Origin of the sequence: Bacillus benzoevorans, from assembly GCF_014207535.1 — a bacterium.
Taxonomy (GTDB): domain Bacteria; phylum Bacillota; class Bacilli; order Bacillales; family Cytobacillaceae; genus Bacillus_BD; species Bacillus_BD benzoevorans.
Window position 1 is genome coordinate 127,313 of sequence record NZ_JACHGK010000002.1, and the last position, 17,652, is coordinate 144,964.

Here is a 17,652-nt window from a genome sequence, read left to right on the forward strand (position 1 = left end):
TCACCTCCACGATTGATATTATTTTAGCCTCTTATGCAGTTCATAAAGAATATTCATCGCCTGCATTGGCGTCATGTCTAAAATGTCCAGTTCTTTGATTTTCTCCATCACCCGCTTTTCTCTTGAGCTTAAAGAGCTTTTCTTCGCTGGAATTGGTTCTGCATCAAAAAAGGATAATTGAGCATCTGCGGCTTCCGGACCTGCCTCGATTTGCGCATCATCCGCTTTAGCGGCCTTGTTTCCTTTCATCTCTTCAACTGATCCATAAGTTTCGCTGATGCCGTGCTCTCTTGCTGAAGGAGCAGTTCCCACGCTGTTACTGGCAGACCCGAGCTGCTCTAGTGAGATTAAGATTTCATTCGCCCTGGTTATGACTTCATCCGGCAATTCAGCGAGCTGCGCCACATGAATCCCATAGCTTTTATCTGTCGGTCCTTCTTTAATTTTATGAAGGAAAACGACTTTCCCGCTTTGTTCGATGGCACTGACATGAACGTTTTTCAGATGATTCAATTCTTCCTCCAGCACGGTTAATTCATGATAATGGGTTGAAAACAAGGTTTTCGCCCCGATGCGATGGTGAATATATTCGATAATCGACTGTGCCAGGGCCATCCCATCATAGGTGGATGTCCCGCGCCCGATTTCATCAAAGAGGATGAGACTGTCCTTCGTCGCATTGGTAATGGCATTCTTTGCCTCCAGCATTTCGACCATAAAGGTACTTTGTCCGGAAATTAAATCATCAGCGGCCCCAATCCGGGTAAATACTTGATCAAAGATCGGCAGCACCGCCTCCGTTGCCGGCACAAAACAACCGATTTGCGCTAAGATCGACGTTAACGCAACCTGGCGCATAAAGGTGCTTTTTCCTGACATATTCGGACCCGTAATCAGGAGGATTTCCCGTTCTTCATTCATGACACAGTCATTTGGAACATAGCGGTCTGCTTTCATGACCTTCTCCACCACCGGGTGACGTCCGTCTTTAATCATGAGTTGTCTTTCATCTGAAAAAACCGGCTTTACATAATGCCGTTCCTCGCTGAGAGTGGCAAAGCATTGCAGAACGTCCAGTTCGCTCACTGTTTTGGCCAATGCCTGCAGCCGTGGAATATGTTCTTTGATCTGCTCACGAACAGCCGTAAATAATTCATATTCCAATTCCACGCTTTTTTCTTCTGCTTGTAAAATTAACGCCTCTTTCTCCTTTAATTCAGGTGTAATAAAGCGCTCAGCATTCGTTAACGTCTGCTTTCTCTCATACCTTCCCTCTTCAAGATGCTGCAGGTTCGCCCGTGTCACCTCAATATAGTAGCCGAATACCCGGTTATATCCGACCTTTAATGATTTAATGCCCGTTTTTTCCCGTTCCTCCCGTTCCAGTTGAGCAATCCAAGTCTTTCCGTTTCTGCTCGCATCACGAAAGCGGTCCAGTTCCTCATGATAGCCATCGCGAATCATATTTCCTTCCTTGACGGAAAGCGGCGGATTATCAACGATCGCCCGCTCTAATAAATCCGTTACTTCCTCACATGGATCAAGCCGTGTTGCAAGACGGACCGTACTTTCCGTTCCCAGCTTTTCAGTCAAATCCTGGATAGAAGGAATTTGCTGCAGGGAACGTTTTAACTGCATTAAATCGCGGGCATTGACATTACCAAATGCCACCCTCCCGGCCAACCGCTCCAAATCGTAGACCTCGGTCAGTTTTTCCCGCAGCTCCTGCCGTTCAAAATAGGCACTCATCAGGGTTTCCACCATTTGATGCCGCTGCGCGATTTCCTCTTTTTGAATCAGCGGACGGTCAATCCACTGCTTTAACATTCTCCCGCCCATTGCCGTCTTTGTTTCATCCAAAAGCCATAGCAAAGAGCCTTTTTTTCCTTTCGAGCGAATCGTTTCGGTCAGTTCAAGATTCCGTTTCGAAAAAAAGTCAATTTTCATATATTGATAGACTTTATAAAGGGAAACAGGCTGCAGGTGATCTAAACTTCTCTTTTGCGTTCGGTATAAATAATTAAGCAGCCGTGCCATTGTTTTTTGCAGCTTATCCTCATGAACATCAGCAAAAAGCGACTGGCTTTCTTCATGAATCGTGGCATCCTCTTCAAAAGAGAATGTTATAAACATGCGCTCGCGAATCTGACGCTGCCATTCGCTATCAAAGTCAGAGGAAATCACCACTTCCTTTGCCCCTGACACAGAAAGTTCATTCATAACTTCATCAAAATTCCAGCTTAAAAGCGTTACTTTATTTTCGCCGGTAGACAGATCATTATAGGCAAATCCTACTGTACCATCGGCAAAATCAGTCATCGTGGCAATATAGTTGTTCTGTTTCTCTTCCAGACCTTTGACCGCCATCATCGTTCCCGGAGTAATCAGTTGTACCACTTCACGGCGGACGACTCCTTTAGCATGCTTCGGATCCTCTGTCTGCTCGCATATCGCCACTTTGTAGCCACGGGCAACCAGCTGCTCAATGTATTGGCTGGCAGAATGGTATGGAACTCCGCACATGGGGATGCGTTCATCCCCGCCGCCTTCCCGGCCTGTTAAGGTGATTTCTAACTCCTGAGATGCTTTAATGGCATCGTCGAAAAACATTTCGTAGAAGTCTCCAAGTCTAAAAAATAAAAAGGCATCTTGATAGTCTGCCTTTACCTGTAAATATTGCTGAATCATCGGCGTATAAACGACCATTGTTACCTCCAAAAGCAAATCTAATTTTCCTGTTTATTATATCACACCGTGAGATGAATCTTAATGGGATGATTTGCAAACAGATTTTATTTCATTTTTTTATCGGGAAAATTCTGCGCAAAAAAATACTAGGAAGAATCCCTTCCTAGCTTACTGTTAACGATCTTTACTTTCTTGTAAGAAATCCGGATCTAGTTCCTCAAAATCTTCGTCAGAAACTTCCATTCCCCAGTCATCATCCTTACACTCACATTTATCCGGATGTACAGCTACGCAAATTTTGGTTTCACCAATGACTTCAACTAAAAATTCTCTTTCAACGTGCACCGTAATGCGATTACCGCTTGGAGAAATCACAGCTTCTACACAATTTGGCTGTTGCATGACGCGAGCAATGACGTCCTGATCTTCAACGCTGTCCCGATCACGGTATTTTAATTTAATAATATCCCGATACTCAACACGTTCTGTTACTACCTCTGTTCTTGTATTATTGTCGTAAGCATACCAAGTATTGATATCATAATACCCATCAATTTCTACCGTTTTCCCAACCTTTTTCGCCTCATACGTATGGTTTATAATCCAGCAGCCAAGGATACAAGCCGGGTCGTTAGGCGGGCAAATGGTGTGATTAGACTGCGTAAATTTACGTCCTTTCGCTACGACTGCTTTCGCAAAAATCTCTCTATACTCTCCCATTGCGAGCGAAACCTCCTCATTCATTTTCCATTCATCCTATGCGTGATATAAGACTAGTGTGCGATTATTTTTCGCTGAATGTCACGTCAATAACTATAGGCATATTTCATTGTATGCAGGGTAATGGCGAAAGTTACGCACAGTTAAAAGCCATTGCAGGAATAGTCCTGATATAACTGAAAAAAGGAGAATGCTAATTTTTCATCATCATAAATCTTGCTGGGAACAGAGAATCTTTCCTTCAAGCAGAAACATTGATAAAATGGAAAAAGACGGGGCAAACTCTAAAAAGAGCCAGCCCCGTCCTTATTATTAATGATGGTGACAGGATTTGTTGGCGAGTTCTGCTCCGGTTTCTCCGCTTAGCAGATTGCCTCCTGTAGTTTCTAAAATTTCATTGGTAACGGCATTGGAGATTGTAGTTGCAACAAGCTGGAGGAGATCGTTTACATCCCCCTGCGACTGTTTAAATTCGTTTACAACAGGAATGGCATCCAGTTCCTGTTCCAGCTGGCTGATTTTTTCTTCTGTTTTCTTTAAAGCTTCTTCTTTGCCATAATGCTGCAAATTAACAGCTTGCTTTTGCAGCCCCTTTATCGTCTTGATATTCACTCGAACTTTCTCATTCTCATGGATGGCAGCTTCAGCTCGCTTGAAGAAATCGACCTCATCCGTTTCAGCAATCATTTTAGCCAATTCTCTTGCTTTCGCGATAATATCGTCCTTTGTATAATTCCCCATTTAGTCCACCTCAACCATATCTAATTCTTCTACCATTGTACCATTTAATGACCATGTTTTGGTGTCTGTTATTTTAACTTTGACGATTTTTCCAATCGCCGTTTTTGGACCGGAAAAATTAACCAGCTTGCTTCTTCTTGTATAACCAGCTAAGATGTCAGGATTATTTTTACTTTCCCCTTCAACTAATACTTCTACTACTTGGCCTTTATATTTCTTCAACGCTTCTGCAGATAATTCATTAACAACTGCATTTAAACGCTGAAGTCGTTCTTTTTTCACTGCCAGCGGTACATTATCCTGCATGTTCGCAGCAGGTGTTCCTTCTCTTGGGGAGTAAATAAAGGTATATGCCGCCTCATAGCCTACTTCACGGTATAGTGAAAGAGTTTCTTCAAACTGTTCTTCCGTTTCATTCGGATAACCAACAATGATATCCGTTGTTAAAGCGACATTTGGGATCGCCGCTTTAATTTTGCGGACTAGTTCAAGATATTCTTCCCTTGTATATTTACGTGCCATAATTTTTAATACATCCGTTGAACCGGATTGAACCGGTAAATGAATATGCTCCATCAGGTTTCCGCCTTTAGCCAGCACCTCAATTAAATGGTCATCAAAATCACGCGGATGGCTGGTTGTAAACCGGATTCTCGGGATCCCAATGCTGCGAATTTCATCCATCAGGTCACCCAATCCGTATTTCATCTCAGCGAAATCCTTACCGTATGCGTTGACATTCTGCCCTAGCAGCGTGATTTCCTGATACCCTTGAGCAGCCAGCTGACGTACCTCCTGAATGATATCCTCCGGACGGCGGCTTCTTTCTTTACCGCGTGTATATGGAACGATACAGTACGTACAGAATTTATCACAGCCATACATGATATTGACCCATGCTTTAATATTTCCGCGTCTCACCTTAGGAAGATTCTCAATGACATCTCCTTCTTTTGTCCAAACCTCTACGACCATTTCTTTGGACATATAGGCTTCGTGTAAAATTTGCGGCAGGCGGTGAATATTATGGGTACCAAAAATCATATCAACATGGTGATAAGTTTTTAAAATTTTATTGACCACTGATTCTTCCTGGGACATACAGCCGCAGACGCCCAATAATAAATCCGGTTTTTCTACCTTTAACGACTTCAAGTGTCCAATTTCACCGAATACTTTATTCTCGGCATTTTCGCGGATTGCACAAGTATTCAAGAGAATAACATCAGCATTTTCAACAGTATCAGCATCCTCATAACCAAGAGCAAGGAAAATCCCTGACATAACTTCTGTGTCATGTTCATTCATTTGGCAGCCGTATGTTAGTATTTTAAATTTCTTGCCTTCTCCCATCCCCTGTAATTCTGCGGGAATTTTAAAATCGGTTAGAATATTGACCTGCTCTTTACCGCGTCTTTTCCCTTCTTTTAGATCAGGCGCTTCATTTATCGTTACGTCCCTTCCAGAAATCCTGTAAGTCGTTTTCCCTTCTTCCTGCTTAAGCACCTTAGCGCCGGTGAAATCAAAGTATTTGCTGTAATCTTTTTCGACAGAAGCGGATTTTTTGTCCGTTGGCGAAATCGAATTAATTTGTTCCGTTTGATCTTTACGCTGCTTTTCGTTCATGTCAATCCCCTCTCTTTATTCTTGTAGAACGAACGTCCTATCTCTCATTGTTGACATACAACTTACCATTTTAAACTAAACCAAAGAAACAAACAATATCTTATCCTATTTACTAGATAATTCTCAGTGCACTCCTTCACATTACTAAAAATAAGCTGTTTTTCATTCTTTTACCTGGGCAAAATAGCATGTCAATCTTGAGCCTTCCGTTTCTTTCTAGCACGTCGTCTCATACAAAAAGACCGGTGAATTTCATCACCGGTCTTTTTTATTCAAAAATTCATATCAAACTATAATTATTTAAACTCTGCAACAAGTTTATTGAAGTGCTCTACGTCAAGAGTTAAATCCGCTTCTGTTAACGGAGCTTCAGAGTAACCTTTAATTAATTGTTGATAAGAAGGGCGCTCTTTATTTTGATAAATTAAACCTGTTATGAGACCATTATGCTCCATAATTGTTTGCATAGCAGCTTCACGGTTCGAAGGATCATAGTTTTCAATCGTACTTAAATGTGTCAAGTTTTCTTTAAACCAGTCATATGTGTTTACCTTATTGTAAGTAACACATGGGCTGAATACATTAATGAATGAAAAACCTTTATGATTAATCCCTGCTTCAATAAGTGAAGTCAGCTCTTTTAAGTCTGTTGAAAATCCTTGGGCAATAAAAGTGGCACCAGCTGATAATGCTAATTCCATTGGTGAAACTGCCTGTTCAACAGAACCATAAGGAGTTGATTTCGTTTTAAATCCTTGAGCAGAGCGAGGTGATGTCTGCCCTTTTGTTAATCCGTAGATTTGATTATCCATAACGATATAGGTGATATCAATATTACGTCTGATAGCATGAACTGTGTGGCTCATCCCGATGGCAAATCCGTCTCCGTCTCCGCCGGCAGCAATAACCGTTAAATCACGGTTTGCCATTTTTAAACCTTGAGCGATTGGAAGGGAACGACCATGGATGCTGTGCACACCATATGAGTTAATATATCCGGAAATACGACCTGAACATCCAATACCTGAAATAACTGCAAGATTTTCCGGCTCTAAACCCACGTTAGCAGCAGCACGCTGAATAGCAGCTTGTACGGAGAAATCTCCGCATCCAGGACACCAGTTTGGTTTTACATTATTTCGAAAGTCTTTAAATGTTGCCATTGATTATAACAACTCCTTGCATTTTGTGTAAACTTCATGCGGTAAAAACGGATTTCCGTTGTACTTTAACACTTTGTTGATTTTACCGATATTTCCAACGTTCATTCTAATAATATTCGCTAATTGACCTGTTGCATTATTTTCAATGACAGCAATCTTCTTCGCTGAATTGACTAAAGGAAGCAGTTCATCTGTTGGGAACGGATGAATTAAACGAATATGAGCATGGTTTACTTTCAAGCCATCTTTTTCTAGACGTGTAACAGCTTCTTCAATAGCACCTCTTGTTGAGTTGAAACCAATAATTAATAGATCAGCTTCTTCATGCGGTGCATTTTTATATACAGGAGTATCAAATTTAATATTTTCAAGCTTTCTAAAACGTTTATCCATTTGTGCATTACGGTTTGCTGGTGCTTCAGAAGGTTTCCCTGTTTCGTCGTGTTCAACCCCGGTAACATGGTGTACACCATGTTTTTGACCAGGAATCACGCGTGGAGACACCCCATCTTCTGTTACTTCATAACGTTTGAAATATCCGTTCGTTTCCGGAAGTTCCTCTTGAACTAGTTTACCGCGGCGGATTTCTACTTTACTGTAATCAAGCGGATCAACTGTTTGTTTACCAAGTGATAATTGTAAATCTGTTAAAATAATAACAGGACATTGATATTCCTCTGCCAGGTTAAAGGCTTCTGCTGCATCATAGAATGCTTCTTGTACTGTGCTTGGAGCCATAACAATTTTTGGAATTTCACCGTGTGTTCCATAAATCATGGCCATTAAATCAGATTGCTCTTGTTTTGTTGGAAGACCAGTTGATGGACCTCCGCGTTGTGTATCTACAATAACAAGAGGTGTTTCAGTCATACCGGATAAACCGATTGCTTCCATTTTAAGAGAAAGACCAGGACCTGCAGATGCTGTTATTGTACGAACACCACCATAGTTTGCACCGATAGCCATTGTTGCCGCCGCAATTTCATCTTCTGTTTGGATAACAGCTCCGCCTAGTGGAGGAAGTTGTTTAATTAAATATTCCATTATTTCTGAAGCTGGTGTAATTGGATAAGCTGCCATGAAACGGCACCCTCCTGCAATGGCACCTAAAGCGATTGCATCATTACCGATCATAAACAAGCGTTTTTGACCGTCAGCTTTTTCTAACTCCATTAATTGAGTTTTATCCGTTAATTGCTGGTTTAAATAATCATAACCAGCTTTAATGGCCTCCATATTTTTGTCAACCACTTGCTGACCCTTTTTACCGAAAATTTCATGAACAACATCTTTGAATACATTGATATCAAGGTTCAGTATCGCGCAAGATGCACCTACAGCCACCATGTTCTTCATTAATGAAGTTCCTAAATCAGTAGCAATTTCTGTAAATGGAACCGCATACATGGATGCTTTTGTGTCTTCCGGTTTCTTCGGATTAATCTTGGAATCAGCAATGATAATTCCATTCTCGTGCAGCTCTTTGTAATTGACATCGATTGTCTCTTGATCAAAAGCTACTAATATATCAAGATCATCTGCGATTGATCTAATTTGAGTCGTACTAACACGTATTTTATTGTTTGTATGACCGCCTTTAATCCGAGAAGAAAAGTGACGATATCCATATAAATAATAACCTAATCGGTTTAGTGCAATTGAGAAAATTTCCCCCGTACTTTCAATTCCTTCTCCCTGCTGTCCTCCAACTTTCCATGAAAGCTGATTGATCATGATTTACACCCCTTTAATTACTTAAAGAATAATTTCTGTATGTAACCTCTGTTTAGTATAACATTCTTCCTATCCAACCACTAAAAATATGCTTAGTATTTTCAATATTTTTTGATGGTTTTGAATTGAATACTTCTAAACGTTTTCAATTCTAGACCTGATTCAACAAAATTGCAACCCTTTCCGACAAATTTATGGCTAAAATATGAATATTTTTTATTTACGAAAAAATACTACGGTGTTCCTATTGATTTCTATCGATATATTGTTTTTATATAGCAAGAAAACGATTACATTCATTCTGCACTGTCTTTATTTTATAATTTGTCCTCTTTTCAAACTTCCTCTTAGGGTCATTTACTTTTTTTAGATGGGCAAGTTTATTGAGCACAACATGAAGAAAACCTGTCTGCCTATGGCAAACAGGTTATACTTTTTTCTTTGGGCTTTTTGTTTATCTGGGTTCAATAATTAATTTGATCGCTGTTCTCTCTTCACCATCAATTTGAATATCAGTGAAGGCTGGGATACAAATTAAATCCACTCCGCTAGGCGCAACGAATCCTCTTGCAATGGCTACCGCTTTAACCGCTTGGTTTAATGCACCTGCACCAATTGCCTGAATTTCTGCACCGCCTCTTTCTCGCAGAACCCCAGCAAGAGCACCAGCTACAGAATTAGGATTAGACTTTGCTGAAACCTTTAATATTTCCATTCCTAGCTCCCCCTTATTTGATCCCCATCTATGTGTTTGTAGAATGAACAATTCAGGATATATCATTCCATTGATACTATATTCGGGAAATCTCCTGTATATGTCTGCTTGGACAAAAAAGAAATGGCTCCAGCAAAAGCATTATCCTATTTTCCTTCTATTATATATACCATTTGTGAATCAAATAACATACTCTGTAAATATTTATTTTTTTTATTATGAATAAAATGGATGATCCTCATTTATCAGGATCGGTTCAATTTTCTTTGCTAAGCCTGTTTTTTTATCAATCTCAATCGAAACCGCACTCAACTGGGCACGACCTGTTTTAGGTGTCTCAAATCTCGCCGGCATGCCGGTAAGGAATCTTCTAAGAACTATCTCCCTATCCATCCCTAATATCCCGTCATAGGGTCCTGTCATGCCCACATCAGACATATATGCAGTCCCTTGTGGCAGAATCCGGTTATCGCCCGTCTGTACATGTGTATGGGTTCCAATAACGGCTGATACACGACCATCCAAATACCATCCCATTGCCTGCTTTTCACTTGTAGCTTCAGCATGAAAGTCCACGAAGATGATTGAAGTACGTTCACGGGCCTCTGAAATCAGTTCATCTGCCTTTTGGAAAGGACACGCGTTTGGAGGCAGAAATGTTCTCCCTTGAAGGCTGATGACAGCAATTTCATCTTGATTCATTTTTAAGTAGACGATCCCTTTTCCAGGATTATTATCAGGGAAATTAGCCGGTCTGACGAGGTATTTTGCTTCGTCAATAAACTCGAAGATTTCACGATTGTCCCATGTATGATTCCCTAATGTTACGACTTGTGCACCCGCTTCGAGAAAGCCACGGTATATTTTTTCCGTAATCCCCCTTCCGCCTGCCGCATTTTCCCCATTAATAATCGTAACATGCGGACGGTATCTTTCTTTCATTTTGGGTAGGTATTCCTTTACCATATCCCTTCCCATTGAACTAACAACGTCACCTATAAATAATATATTCATGAATGCTTCCCTTCCTGTTTCTGTTTCTGAATGCTTTAATCCATAAAAATAAAGCGGTGTAGATACACCGCTTTATTTTGCATATTCAACCGCTCTTGTCTCACGGATAACCGTAACTTTGATATGACCTGGATAATCCAGTTCATCTTCAATCTTTTTACGTATATCACGAGCAAGCCGATGTGCCTCCAGATCATCAATCTGTTCTGGTTTTACTAAAATACGGACCTCGCGTCCTGCTTGAATAGCGAATGATTTATCTACTCCATCATAGGATTCGGATATTTCTTCCAGCTTTTCAAGACGGCGAATGTAATTTTCAAGCGTTTCTCTTCTTGCTCCAGGCCGCGCTGCAGATAATGCATCTGCCGCTGCCACGAGTACAGCAATAATAGAAGTTGGTTCTGTATCTCCATGGTGAGAAGCGATGCTATTAATAACCACAGGGTGTTCTTTATATTTTGTAGCCAGCTCAACCCCGATTTCAACGTGGCTGCCTTCCACTTCATGGTCAATTGCTTTACCAATGTCATGAAGTAATCCGGCTCTGCGGGCTAATGCCTCATCTTCCCCAAGCTCTGCGGCAAGTAATCCTGTCAGCTGTGCCACTTCTATTGAGTGCTTAAGTACATTCTGCCCGTAGCTGGTACGGAATTTTAAGCGTCCCAAAATTTTAATCAGATCAGGATGCAAACCATGTACTCCTACTTCAAAGGTAGTTTGTTCACCGATTTCGCGAATATGTTCATCTACTTCACGTCTCGCTTTATCTACCATTTCTTCAATACGTGCAGGATGGATCCTGCCATCTTGAACAAGTTTTTCTAATGCCAGGCGTGCAGTCTCCCGTCTGATTGGATCAAAACCAGAAAGAATAACGGCTTCTGGGGTATCATCAATAATGAGATCGATACCGGTAAGGGTCTCTAATGTACGGATATTACGTCCTTCACGGCCAATAATCCGTCCTTTCATCTCATCATTTGGAAGGTTTACAACTGATACGGTTGTTTCAGAAACATGATCAGCTGCACATCGTTGGATAGCTAGTGACAAGATTGATTTTGCCTTCTTGTCAGACTCCTCTTTAGCTCTTATCTCGCTTTCTTTTATCATTACGGCGATATCGTGGTTCAATTCATGTTCCACGCGCTCTAAAATGATGGCCCTTGCCTCATCACGAGTTAAGCCCGAGATGCGTTCCAGTTCTGCTTGCTGTGTTCGCACGATCTCGTCCACTTTGCTTTCCATCTCTTCAATATGCTGTTGTCTTTTATTAAGAGAATCATCTCTTTTCTCTAAAAGGGCTTCACGTTTATCTAACGTTTCATCTTTTCGGTCAAGATTTTCCTCTTTTTGCAGCAAACGATTTTCTTGTTTTTGCAGTTCATTCCTTCGATCACGAATTTCTCGTTCTGCTTCGTTACGAAGCTTATGAATTTCATCCTTTGCCTCAAGCAGGGCTTCTTTCTTCAACGTTTCTGCGTCACGTTTAGCATCTTCTATGATTTGCTCCGCAGCATGTTGCGCGCCTGCTATTTTTGCTTCAGCAATGGATTTACGATAAAAATAGCCAACAACTACACCGACGATAAGGCCAAGCAAAATGGAGATGATTGCTGTCATAAGGTCCATCATTTCACCTCCTTCTGCTATGAACTTGTTTTTTTTTGTTACGTTTCTAAAGTGTCAACTTGTACATTGTTAAATTCAATATACAGCTCAAATGGCTTTTTAAAACTCATAGAAATGTAAAATATACAATTTAATTGTAAAGCTGTGCATTTTCAATGTCAAGTTTGTCCTACAGGCTTTTGGAAATTATACGCAAATTCCTCCGCACAGTGGTCTGACATTTCTTTCACCACATTTTCTGCAGGTAAAAAAAGAGACTGACCCAGATGATGTCAGTCTCCGCTTTCTATACTCATCCTAATTTCTGCAAATAGATACTAAATATTAATCGCGGCAGCTCCGCCAGCCTATTAGTCGATTAGTCTATTAAATCAAATTCATCTTGCAGGTCCGCTTCTTTGCCGTTTGAAGCAGACGCCATGTTAACATCAACATCAAGAGCATAATGATCACGAATCTTTTGCTGGATTTCCTGACAGATTGCAGGGTTTTCTTTCAAGAATAACTTCGCATTTTCTCTGCCTTGTCCAACACGCTCATTATTATAGGAGTACCACGAACCGCTTTTTTGCACAATATCCAGTTCTGAGCCCATATCGATAATTTCGCCCTCTTTGGAAATTCCTTCCCCATACATAATATCAAGTTCCGCAGTTCGGAAAGGCGGCGCCACTTTGTTCTTAACCACTTTTATTTTTGTTCTGTTTCCTACCAGTTCATTTCCCTGCTTAATCGCTTCGGCACGGCGGACCTCAAGACGTACAGACGCGTAGAATTTTAGCGCACGGCCCCCAGTGGTTGTTTCTGGATTTCCAAACATAACACCGATTTTTTCCCGAACCTGGTTAATGAAGATCGCAATGGTATTAGACTTATTAATGACTCCTGAAAGCTTACGCAATGCCTGCGACATCAAACGAGCCTGCAGACCCATATGGGAGTCTCCCATTTCCCCTTCAATTTCTGCCTTTGGTACAAGCGCTGCAACTGAGTCAATAACGATAATATCAATGGCGCCGCTTCGAACAAGAGCCTCCACAATTTCCAGAGCCTGCTCACCGGTATCCGGCTGCGAAAGCAAGAGCTCATCAATATTTACTCCAAGCTTTTGCGCATAAACCGGATCGAGTGCATGTTCGGCATCGATAAACGCTGCCTGGCCTCCCTGCGCTTGCACTTCAGCGATGGCATGCAGCGCTACAGTTGTTTTACCAGAACTTTCAGGACCATATATTTCGATCACACGGCCTTTTGGGTATCCACCAACTCCAAGAGCAATATCGAGTGCCAGAGATCCGCTTGGACTGGTTGAAATTCTACGATCGGTCTGCTCACCAAGCTTCATAATGGAACCTTTACCAAATTGCTTTTCTATTTGTTTTAAAGCCTGTTCAAGGGCTGCCTGACGATCATTCACTATATAAATCCTCCTTTATCATGAACCGCAATTGTATCATAATTACCGGTTAGTTGTAACAATATCTAAATTAACTATATCCTTTTTTTCTTCATTTGTCTATCAAAAAATCGAACGTTCATTCGTTATTTTTCACACACGAAAAAGGCGCATAAAATCAAGATTTCTAAGATGAAATGTTCATTTTCTATCACTTTGATGTCCTGAATTTTAACGATTCGCTTATTTTCTAATAATATTGTCATTTTTGCCAAAAACCCCCGTTCACTTTTACTGAACGAGGGATCTGTTTCAATTATTATTTCAGATATTTTAATAGATAGTAGCAGCCATATTTTACTGTTCGTTTGCGGATAGCCGTTCTGTTTCCGGCGAGGTTTAACAATTCTACTTTTGCCGGCTCTCCTTTTATAGCGATTCCGACATAGACTGTTCCTGCGGGGTGGCCTTCTAAATCCTCTGGTCCGGCTACACCGGTAAAGCTGATGCCAATATCCGTTTTCATTAATTTAGAAACATTTTCAGCCAGCTGCTGTGCACATGCGGCACTGACTACTCCATCTGTATCAATCGTCTCCTGGCTGACATGGAGAATTTCGCGCTTAACCTGTGGGGAATAGCAAACCACTCCGCCTATTAACAGCGAGCTTGCACCAGGAACGGCGGTTAATTCCTTTTGAAACATTCCTCCTGTCAGGCTCTCTGCCGCGGCAATAGTTAATTGTTTTTCTTTTAATAATTTCGCTAGTTCTTCCATAAGCGAAGTATCATCGTAACCATATAAATATTCACCAGCGCGCTCAAGGATTTTCTTTTCAGTTTCTTCAATCATCCTAATGGCTGTTTCAGAGGACTGATGCTTGGCTGTAATTCTTAACGTGACTTCTCCGTCAGATGCCAGCGGTGCTATGGTCGGATTCGTTTGCGCATCAATTAAATCGTCGATTTCTGTTTCCAGCTGTGATTCACCGATTCCAAAAAATCTTAATACTTTCGAGATGATCCGGTCCTGTAATTGGAGTTTTTCCATTAACAAAGGCTTGGCATAGGCGGTGAACATGGGTTCCATTTCTTTCGGAGGTCCCGGTAAAAGCATATATGTACGTTCTCCTGATGTAAAGATCATTCCAGGTGCCATCCCGTGGTCGTTTTTCAAGACCGTTGCGCCTTCCATGACTAATGCCTGTTTCCGATTATTTTCAGTCGCCGTACGCCCGCTCCTGTTGAAATACTCCATAATGTAGTTGAGTGCATCCTGATCTAAAACTAGTTTTTTGTTGACATGCTCTGCAACTGTTTCTTTTGTTAAATCATCTTTTGTTGGCCCGAGTCCCCCTGTAAAGATAATTAAATTGGAGCGGGTTTCGGCTATTTCGATGGCAGAAAGGAGTCTCGCTGCATTATCGCCGACAACCGTATGGAAGTACATATTGATGCCCATATCCGCCAGGTGGCTTGATAAAAATCGGGCATTAGTATTAACAATTTGTCCCAAAAGTAATTCTGAACCCACTGCAATGATTTCCGCTTTCATTCACATACCCCTTTCGTCTTCCATATAGCTTTTTTCCCATCACCATTATATTCCCCTTAATGGTTCATCAGCATTTGCGAAGTCTTATTTTGAATGAATAAATGGTTCTTTATTTTTGATAAAGTAGTCCAAGCCAGACCAAACGGTAAAGAACAGGGCCACCCATAAAGCCAGGTCAGCAAAAGGAATGGACATCATTTCAAATAAAATATTATGTAATAACAGGGCCGAAATAGCGATGATTTGTGTCCATGTTTTTATTTTCCCCAGCATATTTGCTGCCACTACTTCCCCTTGACCGGCTAATACAAGGCGAAGCCCGGTAACGGCAAACTCACGGCTGATAATGATAATGACAATCCATGATGGGGCCATTCCTAATTCTACCAGAACAATCAATGCGGCAGAGACTAACAGCTTGTCTGCAAGCGGATCAAGAAATTTTCCAAGATTGGTCACAAGATTATATTTTCTTGCATAATATCCGTCCACCCAGTCGGTGCAGGAAGCAATAATAAAAATAAGTGCCCCTACTAAATGGGTAACTGGCATATCAGCTCCTAAAATCGTCACATTTCCCCAATCAAATGGAACGACCATTATAATCAAAAAAATAGGAATCATAAGAATACGTGATATCGTGATCTTATTCGGTACATTCATGGTATTTACCCCCAATAATTATGGAACTTTTCATTTTATTATATCTCTCTATACGCAAATATTTCATTACGCAGAAAAATAGTCATCAAATACGATGACTATTGTTCCGGTTTTGCTTCCGATTTAACATAGTGAATCGCAATATCTTGGCGAACGACGTCACTAGGGTTAATGGCATATTCCAGTTTCTGATTGTTCACATAGATCTCTGTTGCTGTCGTATTCCCAACGACAATGACGACATCTGTTTCTTGTGATAAATCGAATGTCTGGCTTTCTGTTCCTCCTTTTTGCAACATCCCTTGGAAGAATGAATAGCCTTTTCCATTTTTCACATTAACCCAGGTTTCTCCAGTTGATACAAGCTTTAATTCAAACTTTTCGGCATTTGTTAGCTCGAAAGAGGATTCATCCCCTTGTGTCTGTTTCACTGTTAATTCTTGCTTTGTTTTTGTCGTATCTTCTTTAGCGCTGTCTTTTTCTTTATCTTTCGTCTTTTTTTCATTCACTTTTTTGCTTTCTGCTTTCGTGTCCTGTTGCGTGTCTTTTTCCGTTTTTACAGGCTCTTCTTTGGCCAAATCTTCAGATACTTCATATGTAACCTGGTTATTATCATTTGGTGCAGGTTCTTTCGCTGTATCTCCTGCATCTCTTTGTGCTAAAAAATACCAAACAAAAACAAAGGCACCGACAATAAAGACACCTATTAACAGCTTTGGCAGAATATCTAAAACTTTCGAACTGGTTTCGGAGAAGTTTTTTCTCGATTGGACACGGGAAAGCTGACCAGTAAGGTCATCATTCGCTGCATTAGGTATTTCCCCTTTAAACTCCTCGAATAGCACATCTGCTTCTAAGCCAACAGCCTCAGCATATTGCTTGATAAATGCCCGGACATAAAAATTGCCTGGCATGGAACTGTAGTTTCCTTCTTCAATCCCTAGTAAATAACGTTTTTGAATTTTTGTCATCCCTTGTAAATCATCTAAACTTAATCCTTTTGCTAAACGGGCTTCCTTTAATCGATTTCCTATTTCTGTCAAGAGTAACACCTTCCACTAGCTAAATATCAAATCCTCCAAAATCGGATGAAAATAGATCATTTGGCTCGATAATATCATACGTTATTTCTTCTTCATGATGATTACGGAGCTCAATAATATAATCAAAATCATCGATTTTATACTCCGTATTTTGCACAAAAAAATCCGGATGCTCAATGACTTTTACTGACGGCAGCCTCATAATCTCCCGTATCAGCTGCCAATGACGCTCATTTGCCCTTCTGGCGGAAACGATCCCATCAAGGATGAACACATTCTTTTCACTGTATTCATCTTCAATTAGCTGATTGCGTATCGTTTGTTTAATGAGTGTAGATGAGACAAAAATCCACCTCTTATTGGCACAGACACTGGCCGCAACAATGGATTCCGTTTTCCCTACTCGGGGCATTCCTCTAATTCCAATTAATTTATGACCTTCCTGCTTCATTAATTCTGCCATAAAATCAACTAAAACACCAAGTTCATTACGGACGAAACGAAAAGTTTTCCGATCATCAGCATCTCTATGTATATAGCGGCCATGCCTCACAGCAAGACGATCTAGCAGCTTTGGTTTCCTTAGTTTAAGTAAGGTGATGGTTTCCATCGTATTTAAGATAGATTCCAGCTTTTTAATATGCTGTTCATCCTTTGCTAAAATTAATAAGCCGCGGCGTCCTTCATCCACGCCGTTAATGGTGACAATATTAATAGACATCATCCCTAATAAAGAAGCAATATCCCCTAAGAGTCCAGGGCGGTTCGTTGTAATCTCATACTCTAAATACCATTCTTCCTTCTCCATTTATCCAACCCTTTCTGTATCTGTCATAATACACTTTAAAGGTTTCAAAACAGCATGCAGAATGACGAAACGAATCGACAAAATTTCTCCTAACCACTATCATAAAGGATATTAATGGAATAGGAAAGAAAAAAAAGGCATTTCCGGCATA

The 17,652-nt window shown here is 40.8% G+C and carries 14 protein-coding genes; all 14 read right to left on the bottom strand.

Annotated features, from left to right (window positions below):
• Positions 1-18: 18 nt before the first annotated feature.
• The 14 genes from mutS to HNR53_RS03965 all read right to left on the bottom strand — a co-directional run bounded on the left by mutS (position 19) and on the right by HNR53_RS03965 (position 17,501).
• Positions 19-2,706 (bottom strand): DNA mismatch repair protein MutS, encoded by a 2,688-nt coding sequence (mutS, locus tag HNR53_RS03900; RefSeq protein ID WP_184523040.1) that lies wholly within the window; start codon positions 2,704-2,706, stop codon positions 19-21.
• A 156-nt stretch (positions 2,707-2,862) separates the two neighbouring features.
• The gene (locus HNR53_RS03905) at positions 2,863-3,408 is read right to left on the bottom strand and encodes an outer spore coat protein CotE (protein WP_184523689.1); all 546 of its coding nucleotides are present in this window, start codon (positions 3,406-3,408) and stop codon (positions 2,863-2,865) included.
• Between the two features lie 312 nt (positions 3,409-3,720).
• Entirely contained in the window at positions 3,721-4,149 is a 429-nt protein-coding gene (locus HNR53_RS03910; protein WP_184523042.1) for a YlbF/YmcA family competence regulator, read from the bottom strand.
• Positions 4,150-5,775: a tRNA (N6-isopentenyl adenosine(37)-C2)-methylthiotransferase MiaB gene (miaB, locus tag HNR53_RS03915; protein WP_184523044.1), complete on the bottom strand. Its 1,626-nt coding sequence runs from the start codon at positions 5,773-5,775 to the stop codon at positions 4,150-4,152.
• A 296-nt stretch (positions 5,776-6,071) separates the two neighbouring features.
• Entirely contained in the window at positions 6,072-6,938 is an 867-nt protein-coding gene (locus HNR53_RS03920) for a 2-oxoacid:ferredoxin oxidoreductase subunit beta (protein WP_184523046.1), read from the bottom strand.
• 3 nt (positions 6,939-6,941) lie between these two features.
• Positions 6,942-8,672 carry a 2-oxoacid:acceptor oxidoreductase subunit alpha gene (locus HNR53_RS03925; RefSeq protein WP_184523048.1) on the bottom strand — a complete coding sequence of 577 codons (1,731 nt, stop codon included), beginning with the start codon at positions 8,670-8,672 and terminating at the stop codon, positions 6,942-6,944.
• A gap of 454 nt (positions 8,673-9,126) precedes the next feature.
• Positions 9,127-9,387 (bottom strand): stage V sporulation protein SpoVS, encoded by a 261-nt coding sequence (gene spoVS, locus HNR53_RS03930; protein WP_184523050.1) that lies wholly within the window; start codon positions 9,385-9,387, stop codon positions 9,127-9,129.
• 216 nt (positions 9,388-9,603) lie between these two features.
• Positions 9,604-10,401: a TIGR00282 family metallophosphoesterase gene (locus HNR53_RS03935; protein ID WP_184523052.1), complete on the bottom strand. Its 798-nt coding sequence runs from the start codon at positions 10,399-10,401 to the stop codon at positions 9,604-9,606.
• Positions 10,402-10,473: 72 nt separating this feature from the next.
• Complete coding sequence (gene rny, locus HNR53_RS03940; RefSeq protein WP_184523692.1) at positions 10,474-12,036, bottom strand: ribonuclease Y; 1,563 nt, start codon at positions 12,034-12,036, stop codon at positions 10,474-10,476.
• Positions 12,037-12,394: 358 nt separating this feature from the next.
• Entirely contained in the window at positions 12,395-13,453 is a 1,059-nt protein-coding gene (gene recA, locus HNR53_RS03945; protein WP_184523054.1) for a recombinase RecA, read from the bottom strand.
• Positions 13,454-13,751: 298 nt separating this feature from the next.
• Positions 13,752-14,987 (bottom strand): competence/damage-inducible protein A, encoded by a 1,236-nt coding sequence (locus tag HNR53_RS03950; protein WP_184523056.1) that lies wholly within the window; start codon positions 14,985-14,987, stop codon positions 13,752-13,754.
• Positions 14,988-15,071: 84 nt separating this feature from the next.
• Complete coding sequence (gene pgsA / locus HNR53_RS03955; protein ID WP_184523058.1) at positions 15,072-15,650, bottom strand: CDP-diacylglycerol--glycerol-3-phosphate 3-phosphatidyltransferase; 579 nt, start codon at positions 15,648-15,650, stop codon at positions 15,072-15,074.
• A 98-nt stretch (positions 15,651-15,748) separates the two neighbouring features.
• On the bottom strand, positions 15,749-16,702 hold the full coding sequence (locus HNR53_RS03960) for a helix-turn-helix domain-containing protein (protein ID WP_343065264.1): 954 nt from the start codon (positions 16,700-16,702) through the stop codon (positions 15,749-15,751).
• A gap of 10 nt (positions 16,703-16,712) precedes the next feature.
• Positions 16,713-17,501, bottom strand: a complete 789-nt coding sequence (locus HNR53_RS03965; RefSeq protein WP_184523062.1) for a DUF3388 domain-containing protein — start codon at positions 17,499-17,501, stop codon at positions 16,713-16,715.
• Positions 17,502-17,652: the final 151 nt, after the last annotated feature.